This is a genomic window from Mycobacterium sp. IDUB_24, assembly GCF_055419385.1.
In genome coordinates, this window is sequence record NZ_JBVAXO010000004.1 from 171,286 (window position 1) to 197,471 (window position 26,186).

Here is a 26,186-nt window from a genome sequence, read left to right on the forward strand (position 1 = left end):
CCGTCGACTTTAGCGATGGGTGAAGTTGGCGGCGCGCTTCTCCGAGAACGCCGCCATGCCTTCCTTCTGGTCGGCGGTGGCGAAGGCCGAGTGGAACAGCCTGCGCTCGTAGAGCAGTCCTTCGGCCAGGCTGGACTCGAAGGCCCGGTTGACCGCCTCCTTGGCCATCCGCGACGCCGACAGGGACATCCCGGCGATGGTCGCGGCCACGGCCAGGGCCTCGTCGATCAGTGAGTCCGCGGGCACCAGGCGTGACACCAGGCCGGCGCGCTCGGCCTCGACAGCGTCGATGGTCCGGCCGGTGAGGATCAGGTCCATCGCCTTGGCCTTGCCGATCGCCCGCGTCAGCCGCTGGCTGCCGCCCATGCCCGGCAGCACACCCAGCTTGATCTCGGGCTGGCCGAATTTCGCCGAGTCCGCGGCGATCAGGATGTCGCACATCATCGCCAGTTCGCAGCCACCGCCCAGCGCATACCCGGCAACCGCGGCGATCGTGGGCGTGCGGGTGTCGGCGAACTTCGACCACAGTTCGAAGAAGTCGGCCGCGTACACGTCGGCGAACGACAGTTCGGCCATCTCCTTGATGTCGGCGCCGGCGGCGAACGCCTTCTCATTGCCGGTGACGATGATCGCGCCGACGCTCGGGTCACGGTCGAGTTCGGCTGCGGCCGTGGTCACTTCGGTCATCACCTGGGTGTTGAGCGCATTGAGCGCCTTGGGCCGGTTCAGCGTGATGGTGGCGACCCGGTCGGTACGGGTCACCAGGATCGTCTCGAACTCACTCATTGGTTGTCCTCCTGGAAGGTCAGATCGGGGTCGGCCGGAACGAAGTACGCCTCGACATCGGCGGGGGTGACCGCTGCGATCGAGGTAGGGGACCACTGCGGGTTGCGGTCCTTGTCGACGAGCTGGGCGCGGATGCCCTCGACGAAGTCATGCGATTTCACCGAGGCACACGAGGTTCGGTACTCCTGCCGCAGCACGTCCTCCAGTGTCTCCAGCTCGGCGGCCCGGCGCACCGCTTCCAGCGTGACCGAAAGGGCGACGGGGGAGCGGGTGGCGATCAAGTCCGCGCCGTCGCGGGCAGCCTGCTCGTCATGGCCGCGCAGTGCGGCGACGACGTCGGCCACGGTGTCGCCGGCATAACACTCGTCGATCCAGCCGCGCTGTTCGAGAAGTGGGCTGGCCGGCGCCTCGATGGCGTAGGTGGCCAGGGCGTTCTCGACGCCGTCGGCGACGACGGACTCGGTGAAGGCGGCCAGCTTGTCATGGGGCACGTAGTGATCGGCGAAACCCATGGCGATCGCGTCGGCCCCGGAGAACGGTGCGCCGGTGAGCGCGGCGTGCAGTCCCAACCGGCCCGGGGCCCGCGACAGCAGATAGGTACCGCCGACGTCGGGGATGAAGCCGATGCCGACCTCGGGCATCGCCATCTTGGTGGTATCGGTCGCCACCCGGATGTTGCCGTGGGACGCGATGCCCACGCCACCGCCCATGACGATGCCGTCCATCACCGCCAGGTAGGGCTTCGGATAGCTGCCGATATAGGCGTTGAGCAGGTATTCGTCGTACCAGAACCGTTGCGCTGCCCCGTCGTCGGCCTTGGCGCTGTGATAGAGCGCGACCACGTCACCGCCCGCGCAGAGGCCACGTTCGCCGGCGCCGGTCAGCAGCACGGTGTGGATCGTGTCGTCGTTCGCCCAGGCGTGCAGCGCCTCGGAGATGCCCGCGACCATGGCGTCGTTGAGCGAGTTGATCGCCTTGGGCCGGTTCAGCGTGAGGATCCCGACGCCGTTCCGGACACTTACTAGGACGTCCTCGTTTTCTGTCACGAGTTGCAATCTAGTTCGGCGCCCCAGTTGTGGTGCGCTACGGGTAGGGTTTGCCCCAAGATCAAACCTGGAAGTTTCCTGAGAGTTTGTAGTCGTCGACGGGAACCCAGCAGGACCATTGATCGTTGAGCTACTAGTTCGTACTCGAACACATCTCATCAGAGAGGATCCGACGGTGCGCGAAACCAGCAACCCGGTATTCCGCAGCCTGCCCAAGACGCAGGGCGGATACGCACAATTCGGCACCGGAGCCAGCGGCTTCGGTGCACAGCAGGTGCATGCGCAGCCCTACGCGCAGGAGTACTTGGAGCAGCCGCAGACGGGCGTTTCCCGCCCGCTGACCATCGACGACGTCGTCACCAAGACCGGCATCACGCTGGCCGTCGTGTCGGCCGTCGCGGTCGTGTCCTACTTCCTCGTGGCCGGAAATACGGCCCTGATGATGCCGTTCACCCTGATCGGCGGCCTCGGCGGTCTGGTCATGGTGCTGATCGCGACCTTCGGGCGCAAGCAGGACAACCCGGCCATCGTGCTGACGTATGCGGCGCTGGAGGGCCTGTTCCTCGGCGCGGCGTCGTTCCTGTTCGCCAACCTGGTGTCCAGCGGTGGGCCCTCCATGATCTTCCAGGCCGTCGTGGCCTCGATCGGTGTGTTCATCGGCATGCTCGTGGTCTACAAGACCGGCGCCATCCGCGTGACGCCCAAGTTCACCCGGATGATCGTCGCCGCGATGTTCGGCGTGCTGGCATTGGTTCTCGTGAACTTCGTGCTCGCGATGTTCGGTGTCGGCGGCGGTGAAGGCCTCGGCCTGCGTTCGGGCGGCGGCTTGTCCATCGCGTTCTCGCTGTTCGTGATCGCGCTGGCGGCGTTCAGCTTCCTGATCGACTTCGATGCCGCCGACCAGATGATCCGTGCCGGTGCTCCGGAGAAGGCCGCATGGGGCATCGCCCTGGGCCTGACCGTCACGCTGGTCTGGCTGTACATCGAGATCCTCCGGTTGCTGTCGTACTTCAACAACGACTAGCAACCCTGCCCCGAGAAAGGCGTCCGCGATTGCGGGCGCCTTTTTCTTTTGGGTTGACTCTGCGAGGAGGGCGCAGGTCTCTCGCACGTTTGCACCCTGAGCGCAGAGCCAAACGGGTGGCATGCGCGAGATGGTTATCCCCAAGCGAAGATTCATCCACATCGCGAAGCCCCGGATGGTGCGGTGGGCGACGAATGTCGGCAACTGAAACCAGCCTGTGGCCATGGACATTGGAAGTGATGCCTTCGTCGGCAGTGAGGCTTTGGCATGCGGTGCGGTGAACCGCTACGAGTTGCGCCGCTACTACCGATCGCTGATGCCAAATGTGTACCTGGACAAGCGGATTACTCCGACTTTGCGGCGGCGGACGCAGGCAGCGTGGTTGTGGTCGCATCGCGAAGCGGTGGTCGCGGGTCTCGCGGCATCCGCGATGCATCGCGCAGAGTGGGTTGACGACGACGTTCCAGTCGAGCTGATCTGGGCGAATGCGAGGCCTCCGCGGGGAGTCATCACCCGCACCGATCTGTTGCAGCCGGGGGAGTTTCAACGGCTCGACGGGATGAACGTGACGACGCCCGAGCGGACGGCATTCGATCTCGGCAGGCGCGGCCCACTCGGGGAGGCGGTGGCGCGCCTCGACGCACTCGGCAATGCGACTGGATTCAAAGCTGCTGATGTCTTGGCGCTGGCGGCTCGTCATCGGCACACACGTGGGCTACGTCAGCTTGAGTCTGCGCTCGATATCTACGACCCGGGTGCCCAGTCGCCCAAGGAAACCTGGCTTCGTCTCATGATCATCGACGATGGCTACCCGCGACCGCAAACACAGATCTCGGTGCCGGGTCGGAACGGCCAAGCAAGGTATTACCTGGATATGGGATGGGAGGAGCACATGCTCGCGGTCGAATACGACGGCGTACAGCATGCTGATGCGCTTGGTTACGACATCGTCCGCCACGAATACATCAGGCGAGCCGGTTGGACCACGATCCAAGTGGCCAAGGGCCACCGTCGGGTGGACATCCTCCGGCGTCTACGTCTTGCGTGGAATGAGGTTGCCGAGCCGTTGACTCTGCGGTGAGGGCGCGGGTTACTCGCACTTTCGCGCCCTGCACGCAGAGTCAACGCAGGCAAACTAGGAGAGACGCTCCAGAACCATCGCCATACCCTGGCCGCCACCGACGCACATCGACTCGATGCCGAACGTCTTGTCGTAGGTCTGGAGGTTGTTCAGCAGCGTGGCGGTGATGCGGGCGCCGGTCATGCCGAACGGGTGGCCCAGCGCGATCGCGCCGCCGGACACGTTCAGCTTGTCCTCGTCGATGCCGAGCTCACGAGCCGAGCCGATCACCTGCACGGCGAACGCCTCGTTGATCTCGACCAGGTCGATGTCGGAGATCTTCTTGCCGGCCTTGGCCAGCGCCTTCTTGATTGCCTCGATCGGGCCCAGGCCCATGATCTCCGGCGAGAGACCGGAAACCCCGGTGGAGACGATGCGGGCCAGCGGGGTAAGGCCCAGCTCCTTGGCCTTGGTGTCGCTCATGATGACGACGGCGGCGGCACCGTCGTTCAGCGGACACGCGTTACCTGCGGTGATCGTGCCGTTGGGCCGGAACACCGGCTTGAGCTGGCTGATCTTTTCGTAGGAGGTGCCGGCACGCGGCCCGTCATCGGTGGAGACGACCGTGCCGTCGGGCAGCGTCACCGGGACGATCTCGCGCTCGAAGAACCCGTTCTTGATGGCTTCCTCAGCACGGTTCTGTGAACGCACGCCCCAGTGGTCCTGGTCTTCGCGGCTGATGCCGGTGTAGGTGGCGACGTTCTCGGCGGTCTGGCCCATGGCGATGTAGACGTCCGGGATCAGGCCGTCCTCGCGCGGGTCATGCCACTTGATGTCGCCCTCGGCCTGCGTGATCGTGCGCGCCTGGGCCTCTTCGAACAGCGAGTTCTTGGAATTGGGGGCGCCATCGGCGGCGCCGACGCCGAAGCGCGACACCGTCTCTACACCCGCGGAGATGAACACGTCACCCTCACCGGCCTTGATGGCGTGGAAGGCCATCCGGGTGGTCTGCAGTGACGAGGAGCAGTACCGGTTGACAGTGGTGCCCGGCAGGAAGTCGTAGCCGAGCTCGACGGCCACCGCGCGCGCGATGTTGTAGCCGGCCTCACCGGCGGGCTGGGCGCAGCCCATCATCAGGTCGTCGATGTCGCGCGGATCCAGCGACGGCACCTTGTCCAGCACGGCGCGCACCATCTGGCCGGCCAGGTCGTCGGGGCGCATGGTGGCCAGCGATCCCTTGACGGCGCGGCCGATCGGTGAGCGGGCGGTGGCAACGATGACGGCTTCAGGCATGACGGCTCCTGCTGATCGAATGGCTTAGAAAACTCAGATTGAAACTAGCCCGCGGTCACCACGATGGGTGCGGGCACCCCGGTTGAGCGGTGCCACAGCCTGCTGACACCGCCGAGCCGGGTCAGCAACGTCCTGGTGTCGGCGGCGCCGGATTCCAGCGCCGCGTCACCGTCCCACTCGCCGAGCACGGTGCACAGCGCGGGCAGCAACTGCTTGGCCGCGAGCGCGTAGCCGGCTGCCGACGGATGGAACATGTCCTCGGAGAACAGCAGGTCAGGGGCCTTGTGGAAGTCGCTGGCCAGGAGATCGGAGAACGGTATGGGTATGCCCCCGGCCGCTCGCACGGCGCCGGCCTGGGCGCGGGCCAGCCGCAGGCCACGCGCGCGGGCGAACGCGCGCAACGGTTGAGGGATGGCGGTGATCACCCCGAAATCGGGGCACGTGCCGACCACGACGACGGCTCCTGCCGCCCGCAGCCGCCGCACCGCGTCGCCGACGCGGCGGGCCGACGGCCCGACGCCGTTGGGTTTGGTGATGTCGTTGGCGCCGATCATGATCACGGCAGCATCCGGTGGTGGGCCCGCCACGAACATGGCATCGATCTGGCCGGACAGCCCTTTCGAGGTGGCGCCGACGATCGCCTTGGTGCTCAAGCGGACTCGTTCGCCGAACTGCTCGGCCACGCCGCGCGCGATCAAAACTCCGGGCACTTCGTCGGGCACCCGGCAGCCGTATCCGGTGGCCGTGGAGTCGCCGAAGATCATCAGGTGCAGGTCGAAGGGGACCCCGCGTTCCCATTTCTCGACGGGCCCGCCGCCCGGGAGATACACGCCATCGGCGCGGGGCGGGATGTCCCAGGATTTTGGGATGACCTGACGGGCCTTGTTGGCCTGCCCGCTCAACAGGTTGCGTGCTCCGATATAGGCCGATCCCGTAGAAGCCAACGTCGCCGCAGCGGCGAGGGCGACGGTCGACCGACGCGGTGTGCCCACGCGATCAGTCTAGGTCGATCAGACGGGTAATCCGCGTGGCGCCTCATCGTGGCGATCACGGTGCTGTATCAAGTCCGGTATCAATTCAGTTTATTTGACTGTTGAACTGTTTACGGATGTCAAGCTAAGTTACCCGGGTTGTCTGAGTGACGAAGCGCACCTAGCACTACAAAGACGTAGGAAGTGGTGACGATGACCGCACCGAGTAAGGTATCCAGGTCTCATCAGGCTGGTATAAGCCCAGCTAGGGCCCACCGCGGGCGTAGGTTCCCGGTCAGTGACGGCGCGCCCGTCGAGGTGGTCGAGGACGGCCCGAGTCTGGCCGGCCGATTGGCTTCGCTGGCGGCCATGCTGACAATCAAGCCGACCCTGGCAATTGGTAGCCATGTACCGCATCTGCCGTGGCCTTTCGGGCTGGTCAATTTCGCTGCCAGGCTGATCCGCCCGGTCCCCGGAACCATCAAAGCCACCATCGCGCTGCCTCACTGCACCGCGCAGCTGGTCCGCGCCGACGGCGTACTGCCCGCCGACGGGAAGCGCAGCGTCATCCTCTACCTGCACGGCGGCGCGTTCCTGGCCTGCGGAGCCAACACGCACTCCGGCATCGTGACCGCGCTGTCGGGATATGCCGACAGCCCGGTGTTCGTCGTCGACTACCGCATGGTCCCCAAGCACTCGGTGGGCACCGCGATCGAGGACTGTTACGACGCCTACCAGTGGCTGCGGCTGACCGGTTACGAACCGGACCAGATCGTGCTGGCGGGCGACTCGGCAGGTGGTTACCTGTCGCTGGCCTTGGCCGAGCGCCTGCTCGACGAGGGGGAGGTCCCCGCCGCCATCGTGACGATGTCGCCCCTGTTCGAGATCGACAACGAGTCGAGGGCCAACCACCCGAACATCCACTCTGACGCGATGTTCCCCGCCAAGGCGTTCGACGCACTCGTCGAACTCGTGGAGGCTGCGGCCAAACGCAAGGGCGAGCACGTCTACGAGCCCCTCGATCACGTCGAGCCCGGCCTGCCCCGCACGCTGATCCATGCGTCCGGCTCGGAGGTTCTGCTCAGCGATGCGCGCAAAGGGGCGCACATGCTGGCCGCCGCCGGGGTTCCGGTCGAGCTCCGGATCTGGCCCGGTCAGATGCATGTCTTCCAGCTTGCGTCGCCGCTGGTGTCTGAAGCGCAGCGCTCATTGCGCCAGATCGGCGAATACATTCGAGAGGCCACCTGGTAAGCGATTCGCGGGCCTGAGACCATTGACGTATGCGCATCGCCAGGCACATCAGTGAGCTCATCGGCAATACCCCGCTGGTACAGCTGAACTCGGTTGTCCCAGAAGGCTCAGGAATGGTCTTGGCCAAGATCGAGTACCTGAACCCCGGTGGCAGCTCCAAGGACCGCATTGCCGCCAAGATGATCGACGCCGCCGAGGCCAGCGGCGAGCTCAAGCCCGGCGGCACCATCGTCGAGCCGACATCCGGTAACACCGGGGTCGGACTGGCGCTGGTGGCCCAGACCCGCGGCTACAAGTGCATCTTCGTCTGCCCGGACAAGGTCAGCGAGGACAAGCAGAATGTGTTGCGCGCCTACGGTGCCGAGGTTGTGGTGTGCCCGACGGCGGTGCCACCGGATCACCCGGACAGCTACTACAGCGTCTCCAACCGGCTCGTCGAGGAGATCGACGGCGCCTGGAAGCCCGACCAGTACTCCAACCCGATGGGACCGGAGAGTCACTACGAGACGACGGGTCCGGAGATCTGGGCCGACACCGACGGCACGGTCACGCATTTCGTGGCGGGCGTCGGCACCGGCGGCACCATCACCGGTGCGGGCCGGTATCTCAAGGAGATATCCCGACAGCGTGCAGAAGGCCCAGTGAAGGTGGTGGGGGCCGACCCCGAGGGCTCCGTGTACTCCGGCGGCACGGGCCGTCCCTACCTGGTGGAAGGCGTCGGTGAGGATTTCTGGCCGTCGGCCTACGATCCTGCGGTCCCCGACGAGATCATCGCCGTGTCCGACGCCGATTCGTTCGACATGACCCGGCGGCTGGCCCGCGAAGAGGCACTGCTGGTCGGTGGGTCCTGTGGCATGGCGGTGGTGGCCGCACTCGAGGTGGCTCGCAAGGCCGGTCCCGACTCGGTCGTCGTGGTGCTGTTGCCCGACGGCGGACGCGGTTATCTCTCAAAGATTTTCAACGACGCATGGATGTCGTCCTACGGTTTCCTGCGCAACCGGCTCGACGGTTCGATCGAACAGTCGACCGTCGGCGATGTGCTGCGCGGCAAGTCCGGTGCGCTGCCCGACCTGGTGCACACCCATCCGTCGGAGACGGTGCGCGACGCGATCGGCATCCTCCGCGAATACGGCGTCTCCCAGATGCCGGTGGTCGGCGCCGAGCCTCCGGTGATGGCGGGCGAGGTGGCAGGCAGTGTCTCCGAGCGGGAACTGCTGTCCGCGGTGTTCGAAGGGCGGGCGAAGCTGGCCGACGCCGTTGCCGAGCACATGAGCCCGCCATTGCCGCTCATCGGTGCGGGGGAGTTGGTTTCCACCGCGGCGAAGACGCTGCGTGAATGCGACGCGGTGATGGTCGTCGAAGAGGGCAAACCGGTCGGTGTGCTCACCCGCCACGACCTGCTCGGCTTCCTGTCCGATGGCGGCGGGCGACACTAGCGCGATCCAGCGTATTGAGTCGCGTGGAATACCTTGTCTCCAGCGACTTCTCAGCTAGGGTGAGTTGGCCTAGGGCTAGCAAACTCGTAGACCGTCGCTGCCCGCGGTGACGACCGGCCCGCTGCGCCCGGCGAAGACGCTCGTGTTGTCCTGTCAAACGGGGTTGACGATGCGTAATCTGCGTGTGGAGCAGTCTGTCCGTCTAGGTGCTGGCAGAAAGTAGCGTCCGCCTGCGGAGCGCTATCGGAAGATGAGGAGAGCTTTCGACGTGACCGATCAACCGCCCCCGCCCGGGAATTACCCGCCGCCGCCGGAGGGTGGCTATCCGCCTCCACCTCCGCCCCAGCACGGGGGCTTCACACCGCCGCCCCCGCCGCCGGGTGGCAGCTACCCGCCGCCTCCCCCTGGCAGCTATCCGCCCCCGCCCCAGCAGGGGGGCTATCCGCCGCCGCAGCCACCGCAGGGCGGCGGCTATCCGCCGCCGCCTCCCGCCGGTGGCGCCGGCGGTTATCCGCCTCCCGGTGGCTATCCGCCTCCCGGTGGCTATCCGCCGCCCGGTGGTTACCCTCCGCCCGGTGGGTATCCGCCTGCCGGCTATGGGGCTCCCGGCTACCCGCCCGCGGGCGGACCCGGATTCGGCGGCGCGCCCTACAACGTCGGTGATGCCTTCTCGTGGGCGTGGAACAAGTTCCTCAAGCATCCGGTCGAGCTGATCGTGCCGGGGCTCGTGTTCGGCGCGGCATCGGCAGCCGTCTGGGTTGTCGTCACGCTCATTGCAGCGGCGGTGTCGCCCGGTTCCACCAGCAGCTACGAGTCGGGTGGAAACGGCTTCAGTTTCTCGGCATCATCGGACGATCTCGGGGTTGCCGGCAGCATCGTGATGTTCATCGGGTCGATCTTGATGTTGATCGTCAGCGGGTGGATCGCCGCGGCCTACACCGCGGGCCTGGTCGACATCGCCAACGGGCAACAGGTGACGATCGGATCGTTCTTCAAGCCGCGCAACGTCATGAACGTGATCCTTGCGACGGTGATCGTCGGTGCGATCACGTTCGCGGTCAACTTCGTGCTGTCGCTCCCGACGGCCTTGGTGCCCGGGCTCTGGTGGGTGACCATGCCGCTGGCCTTCATCGCCAGCGTGCTCATCGCCGTCTTGTTCCTGTTTACGACGGTCGCCGCGGTGGACCGCAATCTCAAGGCAGTCGACGCGGTCAAGGCAAGCTTCGAACTCGTGAAGGCCAACTTCGGCACGGTGTTTCTCACTGTGCTGGTGATGGCTGCCATCGCGATCGTCGGGTCGATCCCGTGCTTGCTCGGTCTGATCGTGGGCATCCCGTTGATCCTGCTCATCCAGGTGTACGCCTGGCGTCGGCTCAGCGGTGGCCCGGTGGCACCGCTGACCCCGTAGGTAGAACAACCGACCTCAGCGCCCACGGCGCGTACGGCAGAAATGCCTGCGCCGTGGGCGCTGTGTTCCGTGACATCATTTCAGCTAGCCTGCCGAAGCCGAATCCATATCGGAGCTCGGTGCATTCGAGAAAGTCGGGGCCGCTATGTCGACACCAAATCAACCCGGAGACATGTACGGAGTGCCGCCGCAGGCCATGCCTCCGCAATTCCCGCCTCCGCAGGGAGTTCCGCAATTCGGCGGTTATCCGCCTCAGGGCCCGCCCGCAGGCTATCCGCCGCAGGGCTTCCCGGCCGGGTACCCCGGGCAGCCGCAGCCTTACGGCGCGTATCCAGCCGACCCGTCGGCTCCGTTCGGTCGCGATCCGCAGACCGGGGAGCCGCTGTCTGACAAATCGGCTGTGACCGCCGGTCTGTTGCAGCTGTTTCTGGGTGGCTTCGGTGTCGGGCGTTTCTACATAGGCTCCACCAATATCGGCGCGATCCAACTGGGGCTGACCATCCTCGGCATCCTCACATCGATTCTCATCGTCGGGATCTTTGTGATTGTCGGCGTCGGGATCTGGGCTCTGGTGGATGCGATCATGATGTTCACCCGATCAGTTCCCGACCAGTACGGACGAAAGCTGCGAAACTGAACGGCCGCGATAGGCTCGACACGTTATGAGTGAACAGCGCAGGTGGCACGGTCTGGCCACAAAAGCCATCCACGCCGGTTACCGTCCCGATCCGGGCACCGGAGCCGTCAACACGCCGATCTACGCCAGCTCGACCTTCGCCCAGGATGGCGTCGGCGGGTTGCGCGGTGGATTCGAGTACGCCCGTACCGGAAATCCCACGCGGCAGGCACTGGAATCGGCGCTGGCCGCGGTCGAGGAAGCCGCCTATGGGCGCGCCTTCAGCTCGGGTATGGCCGCCACCGACTGTGCCCTGCGCGCGGTGTTGCGACCCGGCGACCACGTGGTGATTCCCGATGACGCCTACGGCGGTACGTTCCGGCTCATCGACAAGGTGTTCTCGCAGTGGGGGGTCACCCACACCCCGGTTCCGTTGAGCGACCTGGACGCGGTGCGCTCGGCACTCACCCCGCGAACCCGGCTGATCTGGGTGGAGACGCCCACCAACCCGCTGCTGACCGTTGCCGACATCCCGGGAATCGTCCAGATCGCGTCGTCCGCCGGCGTCAAGGTGTTGGTGGACAACACGTTTGCCTCGCCTGCACTGCAGCAGCCGCTGCTGCTGGGTGCCGACATCGTGCTGCATTCCACCACCAAGTACATCGGTGGGCACTCGGATGTGGTGGGCGGCGCGCTGCTGACCAACAACGAGGAACTCGACGCGGCATTCGCATTCCTGCAGAACGGTGCTGGAGCGGTGCCGGGTCCCTTCGACGCATACCTCACCATGCGCGGGCTCAAGACGCTGGTGCTGCGGATGCGTCAGCACAGCGAAAACGCCGCGCTGATAGCCGAATTCCTCGACGGGCACCCGGCGGTCGAGACCGTGCTCTATCCCGGTCTGGTGAGCCACCCCAACCACGATGTGGCGGCGCGACAGATGTCCGGTTTCGGCGGCATGGTGAGCCTGCAGCTACGCGGTGGACCTCGAGCGGCACGTGAATTGTGTTCGCGCACTGAGCTTTTCATTCTCGCCGAGTCGCTCGGCGGGGTGGAGTCGTTGATCGAGTACCCGGGGGCCATGACGCATGCGTCGACGGCGGGCTCGCAGCTGGAGGTACCGGACAACCTGGTGCGGCTGTCGGTGGGTATCGAGCATGCTGCCGACCTGCTGGCCGACCTGGAGCAAGCGCTCGGGAAGTAACGCCGGGCGCTAGGCCATCAGGGCCGGACGTAACGCCGACGTCGTCACTGCCAGATTCATCTCGGGCAGTGCCGACGCGGTCTCGTCCACCCAGATGCCCGTGGCGATTTCGGTGGACCGCGCATGCACCCAGCGCCAGCCCCGGTCATTGAGGCTCAATATCGCGCCCAAGCCGTCGACCGCGTGCAGCAGGCAGATGATCGCGGCGATCGCCGGTACGGGGTTGTGGCCTTCGAACAGTGCGGCCAACAGGGCCTCCCGCGCCTGGCTGACCCTTTCCCGGTTGGCCAGTGGCCAGCAGTAGACGGTCTTGCCCGGAAAACCCTTGCCGGGCATGCGGACCCGCCGGATCTGCCCGATGTGTTCGAGATGCTGTTCCAGGGTGGTCTGGGTGTGCCTGCTCAGCTTGGCCAGCGCAGACTCCGCCGAAAGCGGCCGACGTTGCAGTAGCTGGAACGCCGGGTCGCCGACCGGATCGGCGGGCCAATCGCCGGCCAACGCGATCAACCGGCCGGCCTCGATCGGCTCGTCTGCCATGGCAGGGCGGATCCGGCAGGCGTAAGCCAGGTCCAGTAGTACTGCGGCGCTGAGTACTTTCTCCCTGCGATGGCGGTCAAGCGCGGGTTGGGCAGCTGCGTTGTCCAGCAACAGCAAGAACAGGTCTTCGGCGATTTGCGCCATTTCCCCGACTGTAGTGCTTCCCCCGTGTCGACCCGTCAGGCGTGATAGGGCTCGGCGCTGACCAGGGTGACCTTGACGGTGTTGCCGTTGGGCACCGTGTAGGTGCGCGACTCGCCGACCTTGGCGTCGATCAGTGCACTGCCCAGCGGTGAGTTGGGGGAGTACACCTCGAGCTTGCCGACGCTGATGCCCTCCTGGCGGGTGGCGATCAGGAACGTCTCGGTGTCCTTCTTGTCGTCGTCGTAGTAGACCTTGACGACCGAACCGGGCAGCGCGACACCGGACTGCTTGGGTGCCTCACCGACCTTCGCGTTGTTGAGGAGTTCCTGCAGCTGGCGGATGCGGGCCTCCTGCTGGCCCTGCTCCTCGCGGGCGGCGTGGTAGCCACCGTTCTCGCGCAGGTCGCCCTCTTCTCGACGGTCGTTGATCTCGGCGGCGATCACCGGCCGGTTGGCGATCAGCTGATCCAGCTCCGCCTTCAACCGGTCGAATGCATCCTGAGTGAGCCAGGTGACCTGTGTGTCGGTCATGTTCTCGCGCTCCTGTCTATCTTGCTCGTGCGGCGCTCTCACGCCCTCTTCGCATGCGAAGTCCGTCGTTTCCAGGCCGAGGGGCAGGCGCGTGTATTGCCGCGGACGGAAGCGCCTAACTGAGCGCTAATGCAGCAATACACGGCCCCAGCGAGGAACCGTGTATCGCACAATCGTACCACCGAGCGGCCAACGAATCTTCACGTAATGGCTGTTCGTGGTTTGTTGCCAGCGTCAAATTCAGGGCGCTACCAGGTAGGACGGCACATCCGTCCCGCAACCGTAGACATCGCCCATCACGGGGGGTCGGCTGGATTTCACCTCGGCGGTCACCTGCACCACCCGCCGATCGGAGGGGCTCACCAAGATTTCACGTCGCCCGGTTTCGCTCCCGTCCATCGAGCGGGCCCGAACGATGCACACCACCGGCCTCGAAGGGTCGGGCCGGGTCACCCCGATCGTCACCGACACGGTTTGGCTGTCGACCAGTTCGTAGGCCGAGAGCTCGCCTTTCACCTCTCCGGTGCCCAACCGCTGGAAGGCCACGACCGCCAGGATGACCCCCGCGGCCACCACCAGGCCGACCAGTGCAAACGTGATCGTTCGCCGGGTCCGTCGGGACAATTGGCGGGATCCGTATCGGGCGGCAGGGCGTTCGATCATCAGAACTGGAACTATAGGGCGAGACAGGTTGGCCACCGACGCCCAGGGAGCGGGTCGGGGGTCGTGGGCCAGGTATCGGGCATAGGTAAGAGGGCGCCGTAGTTAGATGAAAGCGAAATGAGTGAACTGCGGTTGATGGCGGTACATGCCCACCCGGACGACGAGTCCAGCAAGGGTGCGGCAACTACCGCGCGCTATGCGGCCGAAGGTGTGCGCGTCATGGTCGTGACGCTCACCGGTGGCGAGCGCGGAGACATACTCAATCCGGCGATGGACCTCCCCGAGGTCCACGGCCGGATCAGCGAGGTGCGCCGGGACGAGATGGCCAAGGCCGCGGAGATCCTCGGCGTCGAGCATCACTGGCTGGGATTTGTCGACTCGGGCCTACCCGAGGGTGATCCGATGCCCCCGCTGCCGGACGGCTGTTTCGCGTGTGTGCCGCTCGCCGAGCCGGTCGGCCGCCTGGTCCGGGTGATCCGGGAGTTCCAGCCGCACGTGCTGACCACCTATGACGAGAACGGTGGTTACCCCCACCCCGACCACATCCGCTGCCACGAGGTCTCGGTGGCGGCTTACGAGGCGGCCGGCGACTACCGGCTGTATCCCGATGCCGGGACGCCATGGAACGTGTCGAAGCTGTATTACAACCACGGTTTCCTGCGTGAGCGCATGCAACTGCTGCAGGACGAGTTCGCCAAGGACGGTCGGCAGGGGCCCTTCGGCAAATGGCTGGAGCACTGGGACCCCGACCATGACCCGTTCGCCAACCGGGTCACCACCCGTGTTGAATGCTCGGAGTACTTCAGTCAGCGTGACGATGCGCTGCGCGCACACGCGACCCAGATCGACCCGAAAGGCGATTTCTTCCATGCGCCGATCGAATGGCAGCAGCGGCTCTGGCCGACTGAGGAGTTCGAGTTGGCGCGGTCGCGTGTTCCGGTGAATCTGCCGGAAGACGACCTGTTCACCGGGATTGAGAAATGATCGACACTTTGACCGCAGTGATCACACTGCTCGCCGACGAGCCACGAAATACCGGCCCGGAGTTCGGTAAGGCGACACCGCTCGGCCTCTTGGTCACGGTGGCGCTGCTGATCGGCACCTTCGCGCTGGTGTGGTCGATGAACCGCCACCTGCGCAAGCTGCCCGAGTCCTTCGACCGGGAACACCCCGAGCCCGACCAGGCTGCCGACGAAGGCACGGTGGAGAACACCGACGACGACGGCGCGGTGAACAGCGCACCCGATGACCATCAAGGTCCGCCCCGTGAGCCCGGTAGCGGGTAACGCGCTCGGCGGGTCCACCAGCCCGTACCTGCGCCAGCACGCCGACAACCCGGTGCACTGGCGGCAATGGTCGCCCGAGGCGCTCGCTGAGGCCGCCTCGCGGGACGTCCCCATCCTGTTGTCCATCGGATATGCGGCCTGCCACTGGTGCCATGTGATGGCGCATGAATCGTTCGAAGATGTCGACGTGGCCGCGGTGCTCAATGACGGATTCGTCTGCATCAAGGTCGACCGCGAGGAGCGTCCGGATCTGGACGCGGTCTACATGAACGCCACCGTCGCCCTCACCGGGCAGGGCGGCTGGCCGATGACCTGCTTCCTGACCCCGGATGGCCGGCCGTTCTTCTGCGGGACCTACTACCCGAAGCTCGGGTTCCTGCAACTTTTGGACGCGGTCGCCGAAACGTGGCGGGACCGGCGAGACGAGGTCGAGCGCGCCTCCGATCAGATCGCCGACGAACTGCGCTCGATGTCGGCCGGGCTACCCGGCGGCGGGGCGCCGGTGGGGCCCGAGCTGTGCAATCACGCGGTGGCCGCCGTGCTGAACGACGAAGACGTGGCGCACGGCGGCTTTGGCGGTGCGCCCAAGTTCCCACCCTCGGCGTTGTTGGAGGGGCTGCTGCGCCACCACGAACGCACGGGTTCGGGCGCGGCGTTGGGGGCCGTCGAGCGGACATGTGCCGCGATGGCCCGTGGCGGTGTCTACGACCAGCTGGCCGGGGGATTCGCCCGCTACAGCGTCGATCCGCAGTGGGTGGTGCCGCACTTCGAGAAGATGCTCTACGACAACGCGTTGCTGTTGCGCGCCTATGCCCACCTGGCGCGGCGCACCGGGGATCCGTTGGCGCGCAGGGTGACTGCGGAGACGGCCGCGTTCATCACATCAGATCTGGGTACGGGTGCCATGTTCACCTCCTCGCTGGATGCCGACGCCGGTGGGCACGAAGGGCTGACCTACGTGTGGACTCCGGCTGAGCTGCGCTCCGTATTGGGTGAGGCCGACGGGGCTTGGGCGGCTTCACTTTTCGGGGTGACCGAGCGCGGCACGTTTGAGCATGGCGCTTCGGTGCTGCAACTGCACCGCGACCCGGACGACGATGCGCGCTTCGAGTCGGTGCGCGCCAGATTGTCGGCGGCACGCGCCCTGCGGCCCCAACCGGCTCGAGACGACAAGGTGGTGACCGCCTGGAACGGCCTGGCCATCACGGCGCTGGCCGAAGCCTCCGTGGCCCTCGGGCGGCCCGAATTACTTTCTGCGGCAGTAGAATGCGCACGTCGTCTGTTGGACCTCCACATGGTGGACGGCCGGCTGCGCCGAGCCAGCCTGGGCGGCAGGGTCGGGGAAAGTGCGGCGATTCTCGAGGATCACGCGGCATTGGCCACCGCATTGCTGACGCTGCACCAGCTCACCGGGTTCGGGTTGGACGAGGCGGTTGGTCTGTTGGATATCGCGCTCGAACGTTTTGCCGATCCCGATCAGCCGGGCCGTTGGTTCGATACGGCTGACGACGCCGAGCAGCTGATGGTGCGTCCCTCCGACGCGATCGACGGTGCGACACCGTCGGGCGCGTCGCTGATCGCCGAGGCCCTGCTGGCGGCGGGGTACCTGATCGGCTCGCAGCGCTATGTGGATGCGGCACAGGCGACTTTGTCGTCGGCCTCGCCGATCCTGGCTCGCGCGGCGCGCTCCGGTGGGCACTGGCTGGCGGTGGCCGAGGCGCAGGTCCGCGGGCCCATCCAGATCGCGGTGGCCGGCGATCCGTCGTCGCCGCTGTTGGGCGCCGCGCGCCGGTTGGCACCCGGTGGGGCGCTGGTGATCGGGGGCGCCGCAGACTCCTCGCCGTTGCTTCGGGGACGCGACCGGGTGGCCGGCGCCGACGCCGCCTACGTGTGCCGCGGGACGGTGTGCGATCTGCCGGTCACGACGGTCGGGGATCTCGCAGTCTCACTGGGTGGCCAACCACCAGACGGCGGAAGTGGTGCCGTGTAGCCTCGCGGCCATGCCCAACGCCGAGCAAATCACCCAGACCGTCAATCGCTACCTCGAATTGGTCTCCAGCGGAACTGCTGACGAAATCGCCGAGCTGTACGCGGACGACGCGACCGTCGAGGATCCGGTGGGCGGCGGTGAGGTCCACATCGGACGCGCTGCCATCCGCGGCTTCTACGCCAACGTCGAGAACGTCAAAGGCAAGGCTGAGTTGGTGACGCTGCGGGTGGCCGGCCACGAGGCCGCTTTCCACTTCCGGCTCACGCTGGACTTCGGCACCAGCAGCATGCGAATCGAGCCCATCGATGTGATGGTGTTCAACGGCGAGGGCAAGATCACCGCGATGAAGGCCTACTGGTCGCAGGCCGACGCCGTCACGCTCTAAAAGCGTTGTCTTCGGCCCCGCATCGCTTCGGTCGTGGTGCGGGGCCTCTTGCCGAAGAGAATCAGAAGACGGCGAACCACATGGCGATGTAATGGCAGATCGCTGCCACCGCGGTGCAGGCGTGGAAGAACTCGTGATGGCCGAACGTGGTGGGCCACGGGTTGGGCCATTTGAGCGCGTAGAGCACGCCGCCGATGCTGTAGAGCGCGCCGCCGACGATCAGCAGCACCACCGCGGCCACCCCGGCTCCGTGCATGATCGGCCCGATGAACCAGGCCGCGACCCAGCCCAGCAGGATGTAGAGCGGGACGCCCAGCCAGCGTGGTGCCGACGGCCAGAACATCTTGAGCAACACACCGGCGATCGCCCCACCCCAGACGATCCAGAACAGCACCATGCCTTTGGATTCGGGCAGCGCCAGTAGCGCGAACGGGGTGTAACTGCCGGCGATGAAGATGAAGATCATCGAGTGGTCGAGGCGCTTCATCCATTTGCGGGCGCCGGGTGACTTCCACGTCACCCGGTGATACGTGCCGCTGACGGCGAACATCGCCACGATCGTGAAGGTGTAGAGCAGCGTGGCCAGCCCGGCCCGGGTGGACTCCAGCGACCACGAGACCGACACCAGCGCGGCACCGGCGATGAACGCGATGAACGCCGAGTACACGTGGATCCAGCCGCGTGCCCGTGGCCGACCCAGGAACTGGGCGACGCCTTCGGCGACAGCCTCGGGCAGGTCTTCTGCAGGCCGGTTCAGCGCGGCTGCTGAACGGTAGGGCTTGGTGCTACCAGTCGGCGCGGTCATGTCACCTCCATTGAGAACCATGGTGTACCCCGACGCTCACAGTAGTCTGGACTCTCGTGGACATCATTCCCCCGCGGCTCAAGGAACCGGCCTATCGGCTCTACGAGATGCGGTTGCGTCAGGAACTGACGCGGTCCAAATCCGAGCTACCTCGCCATATCGCCGTGCTGTGTGACGGCAACCGCCGCTGGGCGCGTGACGCAGGTTACGACGATGTCAGCATCGGTTACCGGATGGGCGCCGCCAAGATCGCCGAGATGCTGCGCTGGTGCCAGGCCGCCGGCATCGAGATGACGACGGTCTATCTGCTCTCGACCGAGAACCTGCAGCGCGATCCCGATGAGCTGTCCGCCCTGCTGGAGATCATCACCGACGTGGTCGAGGAGATCTGCGCCCCGTCGAACACCTGGACTGTGCGCACCGTCGGTGACCTGGAGTTGTTGGGGGAGGAGCCGGCCCGTCGATTGCGCGAGGCCGTCGAATCGACGAACGGCAGGGGCGGGAAGTTCCACGTGAACGTCGCCGTCGCCTACGGCGGACGTCAGGAGATCGTCGACGCCGTGCGCTCACTCCTGTCGAAGCAACTTGCCAACGGTGCCACCGCCGAACAACTCGTCGAATCCGTCACCGTAGAGGGGATCTCGGAGAACCTCTACACCTCGGGCCAACCCGATCCGGACCTTGTCATCCGCACCTCGGGTGAGCAACGGCTCAGTGGATTCCTGTTGTGGCAGAGCGCATATTCGGAGATGTGGTTCACCGAGGCGTACTGGCCGGCGTTCCGTCGTGTCGACTTCCTGCGCGCATTGCGCGATTACACCGCCCGGCATCGTCGCTTCGGAAAGTAGGCGTGCCAGACTTGAGGCATGGCTGCGCTGTCGGCAGTGGTTTTCACCCTCAGCTGGTGGCTGGGGCTCTACCTTCTCGCCCGCGATCCGCGTAAGCCCGTCCTGGCCCTCGCGGCGATCGGGCTGACCAGTTTCGCGCTCGTGGTCGCGCTCGATGCGGTCCGGCTCGTCACCGGCTCGGAAACGCTCAGTCGCGTCGAGATCTATCTCGTCGCGGTGCCGGGTATCGCCTGGTTCGCAGTGATGGTCGAACTTGCTCGCCCTGCCGATACGTTCCGGTCCCGCGTGGGTGAGATCGCGGCGATCTTCGCCGTGGCGGTGCTGGCGTTCGCCGGGGCGGCGCTGGCGGGCAGCGTCGACGGGCCGTTGCGGACCGGTCACTGGGTGATGTTCGCGGTCATCTCGGTGTCCTCGCTGGGCGCCATGATCAAGGCGGTGGTCGGCGGCGCGAAACCGGGATCTGTCGTGGGCTTCATCATCGTCGCGACGCTGTTCTTCGCACTGGGCAACGCGATCCTGGTGATCCCGCTCGGGTTGGTGCCCAGCTGGTTGGCGTTGGCCTCCACCGGATTCGACGTCGCTCTGCTCGGCGTGGCGGTCGCGATCTGGGATGCGTTCGACGAAGGACAGGCGTTACGTGCGGACATGCGCCGCTCGATCATCGGCACGCTGGTGATCGCTGTTCCGTTCGCTGCCCAGGCTCTGATCGGCATGTATGTGCTCGACGCCGGGACCGGCCGCACCGTCATGACGATCCTGCTGTTCACCAGCCTGGCTGTCGCGGTCGCCGTGGAAGTGCTGGCCGATCCGCTGGCCGGGCTGTTCGACCGGCTGGCATTCGCGCGGTCTCCGGACCTGCGCGCTGATCGTGAAGCGTTGCGCCAGACCGAGGCTGCGCTGCCGCTGCGATCGGATCACCCGCTGGGTGGCATCGACGACGACGCCTTCGCCCGACTCACCCGTCGTGCCCTCGGCCATTACGGCGATCTGTCCAAGCTGGTCGCCAGCCCGCTGACCTCGTTGCCCGCCATCGACGCCCGGCTCACCCAACGCGGGGCGCCCGACCAGCCACTGGAGCGCGCGAACGAACTCAAGGCGTTGCTGGCCGACCGCATCGCCGCACTCAAGCCTCGCGACAGCGGTGACTTCGGCACCACCGAGCAGTGGCGCCACTACAACTCGCTGTACTTCCCGTACGTCGTCGGGGTCCGCGCCTATGCGCAGAACGCCACCGCTGCGGGGCTGGACCCGGTGGCACGGCAGGCCTGGCAGTGGTTCGTCACCGAGGTGCCGCAGCGGTCACTGCACAACTGGCAGAACGCGGCGGCGCGCGTGATCGCCGCGGACCTGCGCGGCGATCTGGCGCCGGCAGTCGGCTCCACGGGCCGATAGAGAGTTCCCACTCCAGAAACCGCCTGACCTGGGTTTGGCAGTGCTTGGCAGTGTTTGGCGTCGATCTGGCAGCGCCCGCTGGGCAGGGTCGGAGGTGTCCCACCAATCGACACCCTCGTCCCGAGGAGCCCGACATGACCGCCACGCTGAACCAACCTTTGGCCGACTCCACCACCGACTCGGCTTCGGAAGCTTCCCTGCTGAGATTCGCTCTGCGCGCTGATGCCACCGTGTGCGCCGGCGTTGGCCTGCTGGCGTCCATGGCCGCCGATCAGCTGGCCCGCATCGCCGGTCTGTCGGCCACGGCCGGGTGGCTCGTCGGCGGCGCACTCGTCGCCTACGGCGTCCTGCTGTACGGCCTGGCCGCGGTGTCGCGGGTCCGGCGCGTCGGCGTCGGCGTCCTCGTCGGCAACGTGGCCTTCGCGATCGTCACGGTCGTCGCCATCGCGACCGGCCGGCTGGCGTTGACCGGGACCGGGAACGAGTTGGTACTCGGATTCGTCAGTGCCACCGCAGTACTGGCCTGGCTGCAATACCGCGGAGTGCGCCGCCTGGCGTGACTCCGTCGGAGAGCCGGTGCGGGGGTGCCGGCGGAAGAGGTTACGACGCGTATCCCCGCACCGTGCTCCACCACCCGAAGTGATTGCACGACACGAGAACACCACCGGAAAGAAGGAGAATCATGACCGCCATCACCGCCACCGGATCCGCAGGCACCAAGAGAACCGATTCGCTGCTGCGCCTGGCAATGCGGCTGGACGCAGTCCTTGTCGGCATCAGCGGGATCGCACTGCTGGCCGCGGCCGGGTGGTTCGCAGATCTCACCGGGCTGCCGGCATCCGTCGAATACGGCGTCGGCATCTTCTCGGTCGTCTACGGCATCGCGGTGTTCGCCCTGGCCGGGATCGAGCGGGTGCGTCCCGCCGGCATCGGCACCGTGATCGCCAACGCGACGTGCACGGTGATCGCCCTGGTCGCCGTTTTCACCATGGCGCCCACGACTGCGGGCGTCGTATTCATCATCGCCACCGGTATCTACACGTTGGCGATGGCCGAGTGGCAGTACGTCGGGGTCAAGCGCATCCCGGCCTGATCTTTCGCCGTACAGCGCCCAGGGCCCCGGCTCTGGGCGCTGTCTGTGACCCGATGCCCGAGCCGCTACAGCTTGCGCAGTCGCAACCGGTTGATCGAATGGTCGGCGTCCTTGCGGAGCACCAGGGTGGCGCGCGGCCGGGTCGGCAGGATGTTCTCGATCAGGTTGGGCCGGTTGATCGAATGCCAGATGTCACGGGCTGCGAACACCGCCTGCTCATCGGTCAGGGTCGAGTAGTGGTGGAAGTGCGAGGCGGGATCGGCGAACGCCGTCGAGCGCATCGTCAGGAACCGCGAGATGTACCACTGTTCGATGTCCTCGATACGTGCGTCGACGTACACCGAGAAATCGAACAGGTCCGAGACCATCAGCGCCGGTCCGGTCTGCAGGACGTTGAGGCCCTCCAGGATCAGAATGTCCGGATGCCGCACCACCTGCTTCTCGCCCGGCACGATGTCGTAGAGCAGGTGTGAATACACCGGCGCACAGACTTCGTCGGCGCCCGATTTCACCGCGGTGACGAACCGCATCAACCCGCGCCGGTCGTAGCTCTCCGGGAACCCCTTGCGGTGCATGAGGTTCCGGCGGTTGAGCTCGTTGTTGGGGTAGAGGAACCCGTCGGTGGTCACCAGATCCACGCGGGGATGGTGACCCCAGCGGGCCAGCAGGGCCTGCAGCACACGGGCGGTGGTCGATTTCCCGACTGCCACGCTGCCCGCGACGCCGATGACGAACGGCACGGGTCGGTCCGGATTCTGCTGCGGCTCACCGAGGAACTCCGAAGTTACGGCGAACAAACGCTGCCGGGCGGCCACCTGGAGGTGGATCAACCGGGCCAGGGGCAGATAGACCTCTTCGACCTCGAGAATGTCGAGTTTCTCGCCCATACCCCGCAGGCGCAGCAGCTCGTCCTCGGTGAGTTTCAGCGGTGTCGACATGCGCAGTGCACGCCATTGACTTCGGTCGAACTCCACATAGGGGCTCGGCTCGCTCGGCCGCGGCATCCGATCAGTCTTACATCTACGGTTGGGGGCATGGCTAACGGGATCGAGAAAAAGACGGGCTCCGGAACCGACACGGTGACGGACGCGGCCACGCTCATTCGCGAATATCTGCTCCTCGGCCTGCGCTTCGACCGCGTCGAGGACGGTTACGTCGACTCCTTCACCGGTGACCCACAACTACGCCGTGCGGTCGAGAACGAGCCTGCGCCGGACCCGGCCGATCTTGCTCGGCAAGCGGATCGGCTACTGGCCCAGATCCCCGACGACCTCGACCGCGACCGCGCCGAATACATTGCCGCGCATCTGCGGGCGCTCAACTGCGCGGGCCGCAAGTTCGCCGGTGAGCAGGTCGGATTCGTAGACGAGGTGCAGGCCTATTTCGATGTCCGGATCAGCAAGGGCGATCCGGAGAAATACCGCCAGGCCCACGCCAAGCTCGATGAGGCACTCGGTGGCGCCGGGCCACTGGCCGAGCGGATTCAGGCGCACCGCAGCGGGGACGAGATCCCACCGGCCCGGCTGGAGGAGTGCATGCACGCGTTCTCCTCGGCCTTGCGCGACAAGGTGCGCGCCGCGTACCCGCTGCCGGAGACCGAGACCATCACCTACGAGGTGGTCACCGACAAACCGTGGTCGGGGTTCAACTACTACCTGGGTGACTACAAGTCCACCGTCGCGGTCAACGCCGACCTCAAACAGCAGATGGCCAACCTGCCCCGGCTGGTGGCGCACGAGTCCTATCCCGGTCATCACACCGAGCACTGCAGGAAGGAAGCCGGGCTGGTCGCCCGCGACAATCAGCTCGAACAGACGATCTTCCTCGTCAACACCCCGCAGTGCCTGATGGCCGAGGGTCTGGCCGACCTGGCGTTGCATGCCATCGTCGGGCCGGGTTGGGGCACGTGGGCTGCCGACATCTACGCCGACGTGGGACTTCGGTTCGACGGGGAGCGTGCCGAGGTGATCTCGGAGGCGGTGGCCGGGCTGGCCGACGTGCGCCAGGACGCGGCGCTGATGCTGCACGACGAGCATCGCGACGTCGACGAGGTGGTGGAGTTCCTCAAACGGTGGCTTCTGGTCGACGACGTACGGGCCAGGCAGATGCTGCGGTTCCTGTCGTCGCCGTTGTGGCGGGCCTATACGAGCACCTACATCGAGGGGTACCGGCTGCTGCGCCGATGGTTGGACGACCGTCCCGCCGGCGTCACGCTGACCCAGCGCTTCGGTCGGCTCCTCGATGAGCCGCTGATCCCGTCGACGCTGGGGGTTTAGGCTCGCGAGTGGCTCAGTTGCTTTGCTGAGCTAGCTCACGCCTTTCGGTGCTCGTGCCATCTGAGTGTTTGGGCCGGGCAGTCGATCCGCTGCTGAAAAGTACTGTTGAATGTGCAAATACTGACCTTGATGCGGGCGGCGGCCGGTCAAGGATTCCTACCCGCCCGACAGCTTGATCGGGCTTGTTGCCGAAGAGTAGAGTGTTTGCTGAGCATCGTGCGACGGAACCAGGCGGCAGCAAGGGAGTCGACATGTCTGCAACAAGCACGCAATCGAACCGGGCCAAGTACCTGGCCGGTGTGGTCGTAGCAGCGGGCTCGATGTCGCTGGCCGCATTCGTCGGACCCGCGGTGGCGGCCAATGCCGACCCCGTCGTGATTCTGAATGGCGAGACGGTGGACCCGCCCACGCCTGGCCTGGTGAGCCCCTGGCCCGGCGGTGCGTGGGCCGGCCATGACTGGAGCACGGGTTGGCCCGGAGGTGCCTGGGCCGGTCACGACTGGAGCAAGGGATGGCCGGGCGGAGGCTATGCCAATGGCAAGGCCGGCGGCGCCTGGAACCACACCGCCGAGTGATCTGACCACCGACGGTTGTCCCGGCCCGGGTCCGGTCAACGGCCACAACCGCTCCGACTAGGCTAAAAGGCATGGCAGCAGACCCGTCCTCCACCTTGCCCGCGGCTTCCGGCGCTGATTACGCCGACACCTCAAGTGCCGCTTACCAGGCTGCGTTGCAGGTCATCGAATCCGTCGAGCCTCGGATCGCGGCAGCCACCCGCAAAGAGCTTGCCGATCAACGCGATTCGCTGAAGCTGATCGCCAGCGAGAATTACGCCTCCCCGGCGGTACTGCTCACCATGGGCACCTGGTTCTCCGACAAGTACGCCGAGGGCACCGTCGGGCACCGCTTCTACGCAGGCTGCCAGAACGTCGACACCGTCGAGGCCCTGGCCGCCGAGCATGCCCGCGAACTGTTCGGCGCCCCGTACGCCTACGTACAGCCGCACTCGGGTATCGACGCCAATCTGGTTGCCTTCTGGGCGATTCTGGCCACTCGAGTCGAGGCACCCGAGCTCGCCAATTTCGGCGCCAAGCACGTCAACGACCTGTCCGAGGCCGACTGGGAGACGCTGCGCAACAAGCTGGGCAACCAGCGACTGCTCGGCATGTCGCTCGACGCCGGGGGACACCTCACCCACGGGTTCCGGCCGAACATCTCCGGCAAGATGTTCCACCAGCGCAGTTACGGCACCAATCCCGAGACGGGGTTCCTCGACTACGACGCCGTCGCCGCCGCGGCTCGCGAATTCAAGCCGCTGATCCTGGTCGCCGGTTACTCGGCCTACCCGCGTCGGGTGAACTTCGCAAAGATGCGTGAGATCGCCGACGAGGTCGGCGCCACCCTCATGGTCGACATGGCACACTTCGCCGGCCTGGTGGCGGGCAAGGTGTTCACCGGTGACGAGAACCCGGTGCCGCACGCCCACGTCACCACGACCACCACCCACAAGTCGCTGCGCGGTCCGCGTGGCGGCATGGTGCTGGCCACCGAAGAGTTCGCGCCGGCCGTCGACAAGGGCTGCCCGATGGTGCTGGGCGGGCCGCTGAGCCACGTCATGGCGGCCAAGGCCGTCGCCCTGGCCGAGGCGCGCCAGCCGGCGTTCCAGTCCTACGCCCAGCAGGTCGCCGACAACGCGCAGGCGCTGGCCGACGGCTTCGTCAAACGTGACGCGGGTCTGGTCACCGGTGGCACCGACAACCACATCGTGCTGCTGGACGTGCGCTCGTTCGGGCTGACCGGCCGGCAGGCCGAGTCCGCGCTGCTGGACGCCGGCGTCGTCACCAATCGCAACTCGGTCCCGGCCGACCCCAACGGCGCCTGGTACACCAGCGGCATCCGGCTGGGGACCCCGGCGCTGACGAGCCGCGGATTCGGCGCCGACGACTTCGATCGCGTCGCCGAGCTGATCGTCGAGGTGCTGTCCAACACTCAGCCCGAAGGGACGTCAAAAGCCAAGTACAAGCTGGCCGACGGCACCGCCGAGCGCGTGCACGCGGCCTCGGCCGAGCTGCTCGATGCCAACCCGCTGTATCCGGGCCTGACCCTCTGATCGGGGCTGAGCGGGGCCGTCGGAATCACAGT

Annotated in this window: 27 protein-coding genes; 18 read left to right on the forward strand and 9 right to left on the reverse strand. The window is 66.3% G+C overall.

What is annotated here, in order from left to right:
• Positions 1-9 precede the first annotated feature (9 nt).
• Both ACZYZF_RS16195 and ACZYZF_RS16200 read right to left on the reverse strand, forming a co-directional pair.
• Positions 10-786, reverse strand: coding sequence for an enoyl-CoA hydratase (locus ACZYZF_RS16195; protein ID WP_463746256.1), 777 nt, complete (start codon positions 784-786; stop codon positions 10-12).
• Positions 783-1,832, reverse strand: coding sequence for an enoyl-CoA hydratase/isomerase family protein (locus ACZYZF_RS16200; RefSeq protein WP_463836275.1), 1,050 nt, complete (start codon positions 1,830-1,832; stop codon positions 783-785). Before ACZYZF_RS16200 ends, ACZYZF_RS16195 begins: the two co-directional genes overlap by 4 nt.
• A 175-nt stretch (positions 1,833-2,007) precedes the next feature.
• Between ACZYZF_RS16200 and ACZYZF_RS16205 the strand changes: the two genes are divergently transcribed.
• Together ACZYZF_RS16205 and ACZYZF_RS16210 are read left to right on the forward strand one after the other, a co-directional pair.
• The gene (locus tag ACZYZF_RS16205; RefSeq protein ID WP_463746258.1) at positions 2,008-2,856 is read left to right on the forward strand and encodes a Bax inhibitor-1/YccA family protein; all 849 of its coding nucleotides are present in this window, start codon (positions 2,008-2,010) and stop codon (positions 2,854-2,856) included.
• A 223-nt stretch (positions 2,857-3,079) separates the two neighbouring features.
• A complete protein-coding gene (locus ACZYZF_RS16210) occupies positions 3,080-3,937 on the forward strand; it encodes a DUF559 domain-containing protein (RefSeq protein ID WP_463746259.1) in 858 nt (285 codons plus the stop codon).
• 54 nt (positions 3,938-3,991) lie between these two features.
• On the opposite strand, the gene ACZYZF_RS16215 is transcribed toward ACZYZF_RS16210, so the two are convergent.
• The gene (locus ACZYZF_RS16215; RefSeq protein WP_463746260.1) at positions 3,992-5,209 is read right to left on the reverse strand and encodes an acetyl-CoA C-acetyltransferase; all 1,218 of its coding nucleotides are present in this window, start codon (positions 5,207-5,209) and stop codon (positions 3,992-3,994) included.
• Between the two features lie 44 nt (positions 5,210-5,253).
• The gene (locus tag ACZYZF_RS16220) at positions 5,254-6,201 is read right to left on the reverse strand and encodes an SGNH/GDSL hydrolase family protein (RefSeq protein ID WP_463746261.1); all 948 of its coding nucleotides are present in this window, start codon (positions 6,199-6,201) and stop codon (positions 5,254-5,256) included.
• Positions 6,202-6,393: 192 nt separating this feature from the next.
• On the opposite strand from ACZYZF_RS16220, the gene ACZYZF_RS16225 reads away from it, so the two are divergent.
• The 5 genes from ACZYZF_RS16225 to ACZYZF_RS16245 all read left to right on the forward strand — a co-directional run bounded on the left by ACZYZF_RS16225 (position 6,394) and on the right by ACZYZF_RS16245 (position 12,095).
• A complete protein-coding gene (locus ACZYZF_RS16225) occupies positions 6,394-7,431 on the forward strand; it encodes an alpha/beta hydrolase (protein WP_463746262.1) in 1,038 nt (345 codons plus the stop codon).
• Positions 7,432-7,460: 29 nt separating this feature from the next.
• Positions 7,461-8,867 carry a cystathionine beta-synthase gene (locus ACZYZF_RS16230; protein WP_463746263.1) on the forward strand — a complete coding sequence of 469 codons (1,407 nt, stop codon included), beginning with the start codon at positions 7,461-7,463 and terminating at the stop codon, positions 8,865-8,867.
• Positions 8,868-9,135: 268 nt separating this feature from the next.
• Positions 9,136-10,275 (forward strand): DUF2189 domain-containing protein, encoded by a 1,140-nt coding sequence (locus ACZYZF_RS16235; protein WP_463836276.1) that lies wholly within the window; start codon positions 9,136-9,138, stop codon positions 10,273-10,275.
• A 145-nt stretch (positions 10,276-10,420) separates the two neighbouring features.
• Complete coding sequence (locus ACZYZF_RS16240; protein ID WP_463746265.1) at positions 10,421-10,912, forward strand: TM2 domain-containing protein; 492 nt, start codon at positions 10,421-10,423, stop codon at positions 10,910-10,912.
• A gap of 25 nt (positions 10,913-10,937) precedes the next feature.
• Entirely contained in the window at positions 10,938-12,095 is a 1,158-nt protein-coding gene (locus ACZYZF_RS16245; RefSeq protein WP_463746266.1) for a cystathionine gamma-synthase, read from the forward strand.
• Between the two features lie 9 nt (positions 12,096-12,104).
• Here the strand turns inward: ACZYZF_RS16245 and ACZYZF_RS16250 are convergent, their stop codons facing one another.
• From ACZYZF_RS16250 to ACZYZF_RS16260, 3 genes are all read right to left on the reverse strand, one after another.
• On the reverse strand, positions 12,105-12,776 hold the full coding sequence (locus tag ACZYZF_RS16250; RefSeq protein WP_463836277.1) for a GOLPH3/VPS74 family protein: 672 nt from the start codon (positions 12,774-12,776) through the stop codon (positions 12,105-12,107).
• Between the two features lie 35 nt (positions 12,777-12,811).
• Positions 12,812-13,306: a transcription elongation factor GreA gene (gene greA / locus ACZYZF_RS16255; RefSeq protein ID WP_454791596.1), complete on the reverse strand. Its 495-nt coding sequence runs from the start codon at positions 13,304-13,306 to the stop codon at positions 12,812-12,814.
• Positions 13,307-13,546: 240 nt separating this feature from the next.
• The gene (locus tag ACZYZF_RS16260; RefSeq protein ID WP_463836278.1) at positions 13,547-13,969 is read right to left on the reverse strand and encodes a DUF4307 domain-containing protein; all 423 of its coding nucleotides are present in this window, start codon (positions 13,967-13,969) and stop codon (positions 13,547-13,549) included.
• A gap of 117 nt (positions 13,970-14,086) precedes the next feature.
• On the opposite strand from ACZYZF_RS16260, the gene mca reads away from it, so the two are divergent.
• The 4 genes from mca to ACZYZF_RS16280 are packed head-to-tail and all read left to right on the forward strand — an operon-like array spanning position 14,087 to position 17,630.
• Entirely contained in the window at positions 14,087-14,953 is an 867-nt protein-coding gene (mca, locus tag ACZYZF_RS16265) for a mycothiol conjugate amidase Mca (protein ID WP_463746269.1), read from the forward strand.
• The gene (locus ACZYZF_RS16270; RefSeq protein ID WP_463746270.1) at positions 14,950-15,255 is read left to right on the forward strand and encodes a hypothetical protein; all 306 of its coding nucleotides are present in this window, start codon (positions 14,950-14,952) and stop codon (positions 15,253-15,255) included. The genes mca and ACZYZF_RS16270 overlap by 4 nt, the downstream gene beginning before the upstream one ends.
• Complete coding sequence (locus ACZYZF_RS16275; RefSeq protein ID WP_463836279.1) at positions 15,215-17,245, forward strand: thioredoxin domain-containing protein; 2,031 nt, start codon at positions 15,215-15,217, stop codon at positions 17,243-17,245. Before ACZYZF_RS16270 ends, ACZYZF_RS16275 begins: the two co-directional genes overlap by 41 nt.
• A 10-nt stretch (positions 17,246-17,255) precedes the next feature.
• The gene (locus ACZYZF_RS16280) at positions 17,256-17,630 is read left to right on the forward strand and encodes a nuclear transport factor 2 family protein (RefSeq protein ID WP_463746272.1); all 375 of its coding nucleotides are present in this window, start codon (positions 17,256-17,258) and stop codon (positions 17,628-17,630) included.
• Between the two features lie 61 nt (positions 17,631-17,691).
• Here the strand turns inward: ACZYZF_RS16280 and trhA are convergent, their stop codons facing one another.
• Positions 17,692-18,435, reverse strand: a complete 744-nt coding sequence (gene trhA / locus ACZYZF_RS16285) for a PAQR family membrane homeostasis protein TrhA (protein WP_463746273.1) — start codon at positions 18,433-18,435, stop codon at positions 17,692-17,694.
• A 56-nt stretch (positions 18,436-18,491) separates the two neighbouring features.
• Between trhA and ACZYZF_RS16290 the strand changes: the two genes are divergently transcribed.
• The 4 genes from ACZYZF_RS16290 (at position 18,492) to ACZYZF_RS16305 (ending at position 21,768) form a co-directional block, all read left to right on the forward strand.
• Positions 18,492-19,283, forward strand: coding sequence for a (2Z,6E)-farnesyl diphosphate synthase (locus ACZYZF_RS16290; RefSeq protein ID WP_463746274.1), 792 nt, complete (start codon positions 18,492-18,494; stop codon positions 19,281-19,283).
• A gap of 18 nt (positions 19,284-19,301) precedes the next feature.
• A complete protein-coding gene (locus ACZYZF_RS16295; RefSeq protein WP_463746275.1) occupies positions 19,302-20,675 on the forward strand; it encodes a hypothetical protein in 1,374 nt (457 codons plus the stop codon).
• Positions 20,676-20,809: 134 nt separating this feature from the next.
• The gene (locus ACZYZF_RS16300; protein ID WP_463746276.1) at positions 20,810-21,235 is read left to right on the forward strand and encodes a hypothetical protein; all 426 of its coding nucleotides are present in this window, start codon (positions 20,810-20,812) and stop codon (positions 21,233-21,235) included.
• A gap of 122 nt (positions 21,236-21,357) precedes the next feature.
• Positions 21,358-21,768: a hypothetical protein gene (locus ACZYZF_RS16305; protein ID WP_463746277.1), complete on the forward strand. Its 411-nt coding sequence runs from the start codon at positions 21,358-21,360 to the stop codon at positions 21,766-21,768.
• Between the two features lie 65 nt (positions 21,769-21,833).
• On the opposite strand, the gene coaA is transcribed toward ACZYZF_RS16305, so the two are convergent.
• A complete protein-coding gene (gene coaA / locus ACZYZF_RS16310) occupies positions 21,834-22,772 on the reverse strand; it encodes a type I pantothenate kinase (RefSeq protein ID WP_463746278.1) in 939 nt (312 codons plus the stop codon).
• A gap of 30 nt (positions 22,773-22,802) precedes the next feature.
• On the opposite strand from coaA, the gene ACZYZF_RS16315 reads away from it, so the two are divergent.
• From ACZYZF_RS16315 to ACZYZF_RS16325, 3 genes are all read left to right on the forward strand, one after another.
• Entirely contained in the window at positions 22,803-24,044 is a 1,242-nt protein-coding gene (locus ACZYZF_RS16315) for a DUF885 domain-containing protein (RefSeq protein WP_463746279.1), read from the forward strand.
• Positions 24,045-24,295: 251 nt separating this feature from the next.
• Positions 24,296-24,619, forward strand: a complete 324-nt coding sequence (locus tag ACZYZF_RS16320) for a hypothetical protein (protein ID WP_463836280.1) — start codon at positions 24,296-24,298, stop codon at positions 24,617-24,619.
• Between the two features lie 71 nt (positions 24,620-24,690).
• Positions 24,691-26,154: a glycine hydroxymethyltransferase gene (locus ACZYZF_RS16325; protein ID WP_463746281.1), complete on the forward strand. Its 1,464-nt coding sequence runs from the start codon at positions 24,691-24,693 to the stop codon at positions 26,152-26,154.
• Positions 26,155-26,186: the final 32 nt, after the last annotated feature.

Bases quoted from the DNA above. Each gene is read 5' to 3' on its own strand.
- ACZYZF_RS16195 (WP_463746256.1), bottom strand. From the start codon at position 786: ATGAGTGAGTTCGAGACGATCCTGGTGACCCGTACCGACCGGGTCGCC.
- ACZYZF_RS16210 (WP_463746259.1), top strand. From the start codon at position 3,080: ATGGACATTGGAAGTGATGCCTTCGTCGGCAGTGAGGCTTTGGCATGC.
- ACZYZF_RS16215 (WP_463746260.1), bottom strand. From the start codon at position 5,209: ATGCCTGAAGCCGTCATCGTTGCCACCGCCCGCTCACCGATCGGCCGC.
- ACZYZF_RS16225 (WP_463746262.1), top strand. From the start codon at position 6,394: ATGACCGCACCGAGTAAGGTATCCAGGTCTCATCAGGCTGGTATAAGC.
- ACZYZF_RS16230 (WP_463746263.1), top strand. From the start codon at position 7,461: ATGCGCATCGCCAGGCACATCAGTGAGCTCATCGGCAATACCCCGCTG.
- ACZYZF_RS16240 (WP_463746265.1), top strand. From the start codon at position 10,421: ATGTCGACACCAAATCAACCCGGAGACATGTACGGAGTGCCGCCGCAG.
- ACZYZF_RS16245 (WP_463746266.1), top strand. From the start codon at position 10,938: ATGAGTGAACAGCGCAGGTGGCACGGTCTGGCCACAAAAGCCATCCAC.
- ACZYZF_RS16250 (WP_463836277.1), bottom strand. From the start codon at position 12,776: ATGGCGCAAATCGCCGAAGACCTGTTCTTGCTGTTGCTGGACAACGCA.
- greA (WP_454791596.1), bottom strand. From the start codon at position 13,306: ATGACCGACACACAGGTCACCTGGCTCACTCAGGATGCATTCGACCGG.
- ACZYZF_RS16260 (WP_463836278.1), bottom strand. From the start codon at position 13,969: ATGATCGAACGCCCTGCCGCCCGATACGGATCCCGCCAATTGTCCCGA.
- mca (WP_463746269.1), top strand. From the start codon at position 14,087: ATGAGTGAACTGCGGTTGATGGCGGTACATGCCCACCCGGACGACGAG.
- ACZYZF_RS16270 (WP_463746270.1), top strand. From the start codon at position 14,950: ATGATCGACACTTTGACCGCAGTGATCACACTGCTCGCCGACGAGCCA.
- ACZYZF_RS16275 (WP_463836279.1), top strand. From the start codon at position 15,215: ATGACCATCAAGGTCCGCCCCGTGAGCCCGGTAGCGGGTAACGCGCTC.
- ACZYZF_RS16280 (WP_463746272.1), top strand. From the start codon at position 17,256: ATGCCCAACGCCGAGCAAATCACCCAGACCGTCAATCGCTACCTCGAA.
- trhA (WP_463746273.1), bottom strand. From the start codon at position 18,435: ATGACCGCGCCGACTGGTAGCACCAAGCCCTACCGTTCAGCAGCCGCG.
- ACZYZF_RS16295 (WP_463746275.1), top strand. From the start codon at position 19,302: ATGGCTGCGCTGTCGGCAGTGGTTTTCACCCTCAGCTGGTGGCTGGGG.
- ACZYZF_RS16300 (WP_463746276.1), top strand. From the start codon at position 20,810: ATGACCGCCACGCTGAACCAACCTTTGGCCGACTCCACCACCGACTCG.
- ACZYZF_RS16305 (WP_463746277.1), top strand. From the start codon at position 21,358: ATGACCGCCATCACCGCCACCGGATCCGCAGGCACCAAGAGAACCGAT.
- coaA (WP_463746278.1), bottom strand. From the start codon at position 22,772: ATGCCGCGGCCGAGCGAGCCGAGCCCCTATGTGGAGTTCGACCGAAGT.
- ACZYZF_RS16315 (WP_463746279.1), top strand. From the start codon at position 22,803: ATGGCTAACGGGATCGAGAAAAAGACGGGCTCCGGAACCGACACGGTG.
- ACZYZF_RS16320 (WP_463836280.1), top strand. From the start codon at position 24,296: ATGTCTGCAACAAGCACGCAATCGAACCGGGCCAAGTACCTGGCCGGT.
- ACZYZF_RS16325 (WP_463746281.1), top strand. From the start codon at position 24,691: ATGGCAGCAGACCCGTCCTCCACCTTGCCCGCGGCTTCCGGCGCTGAT.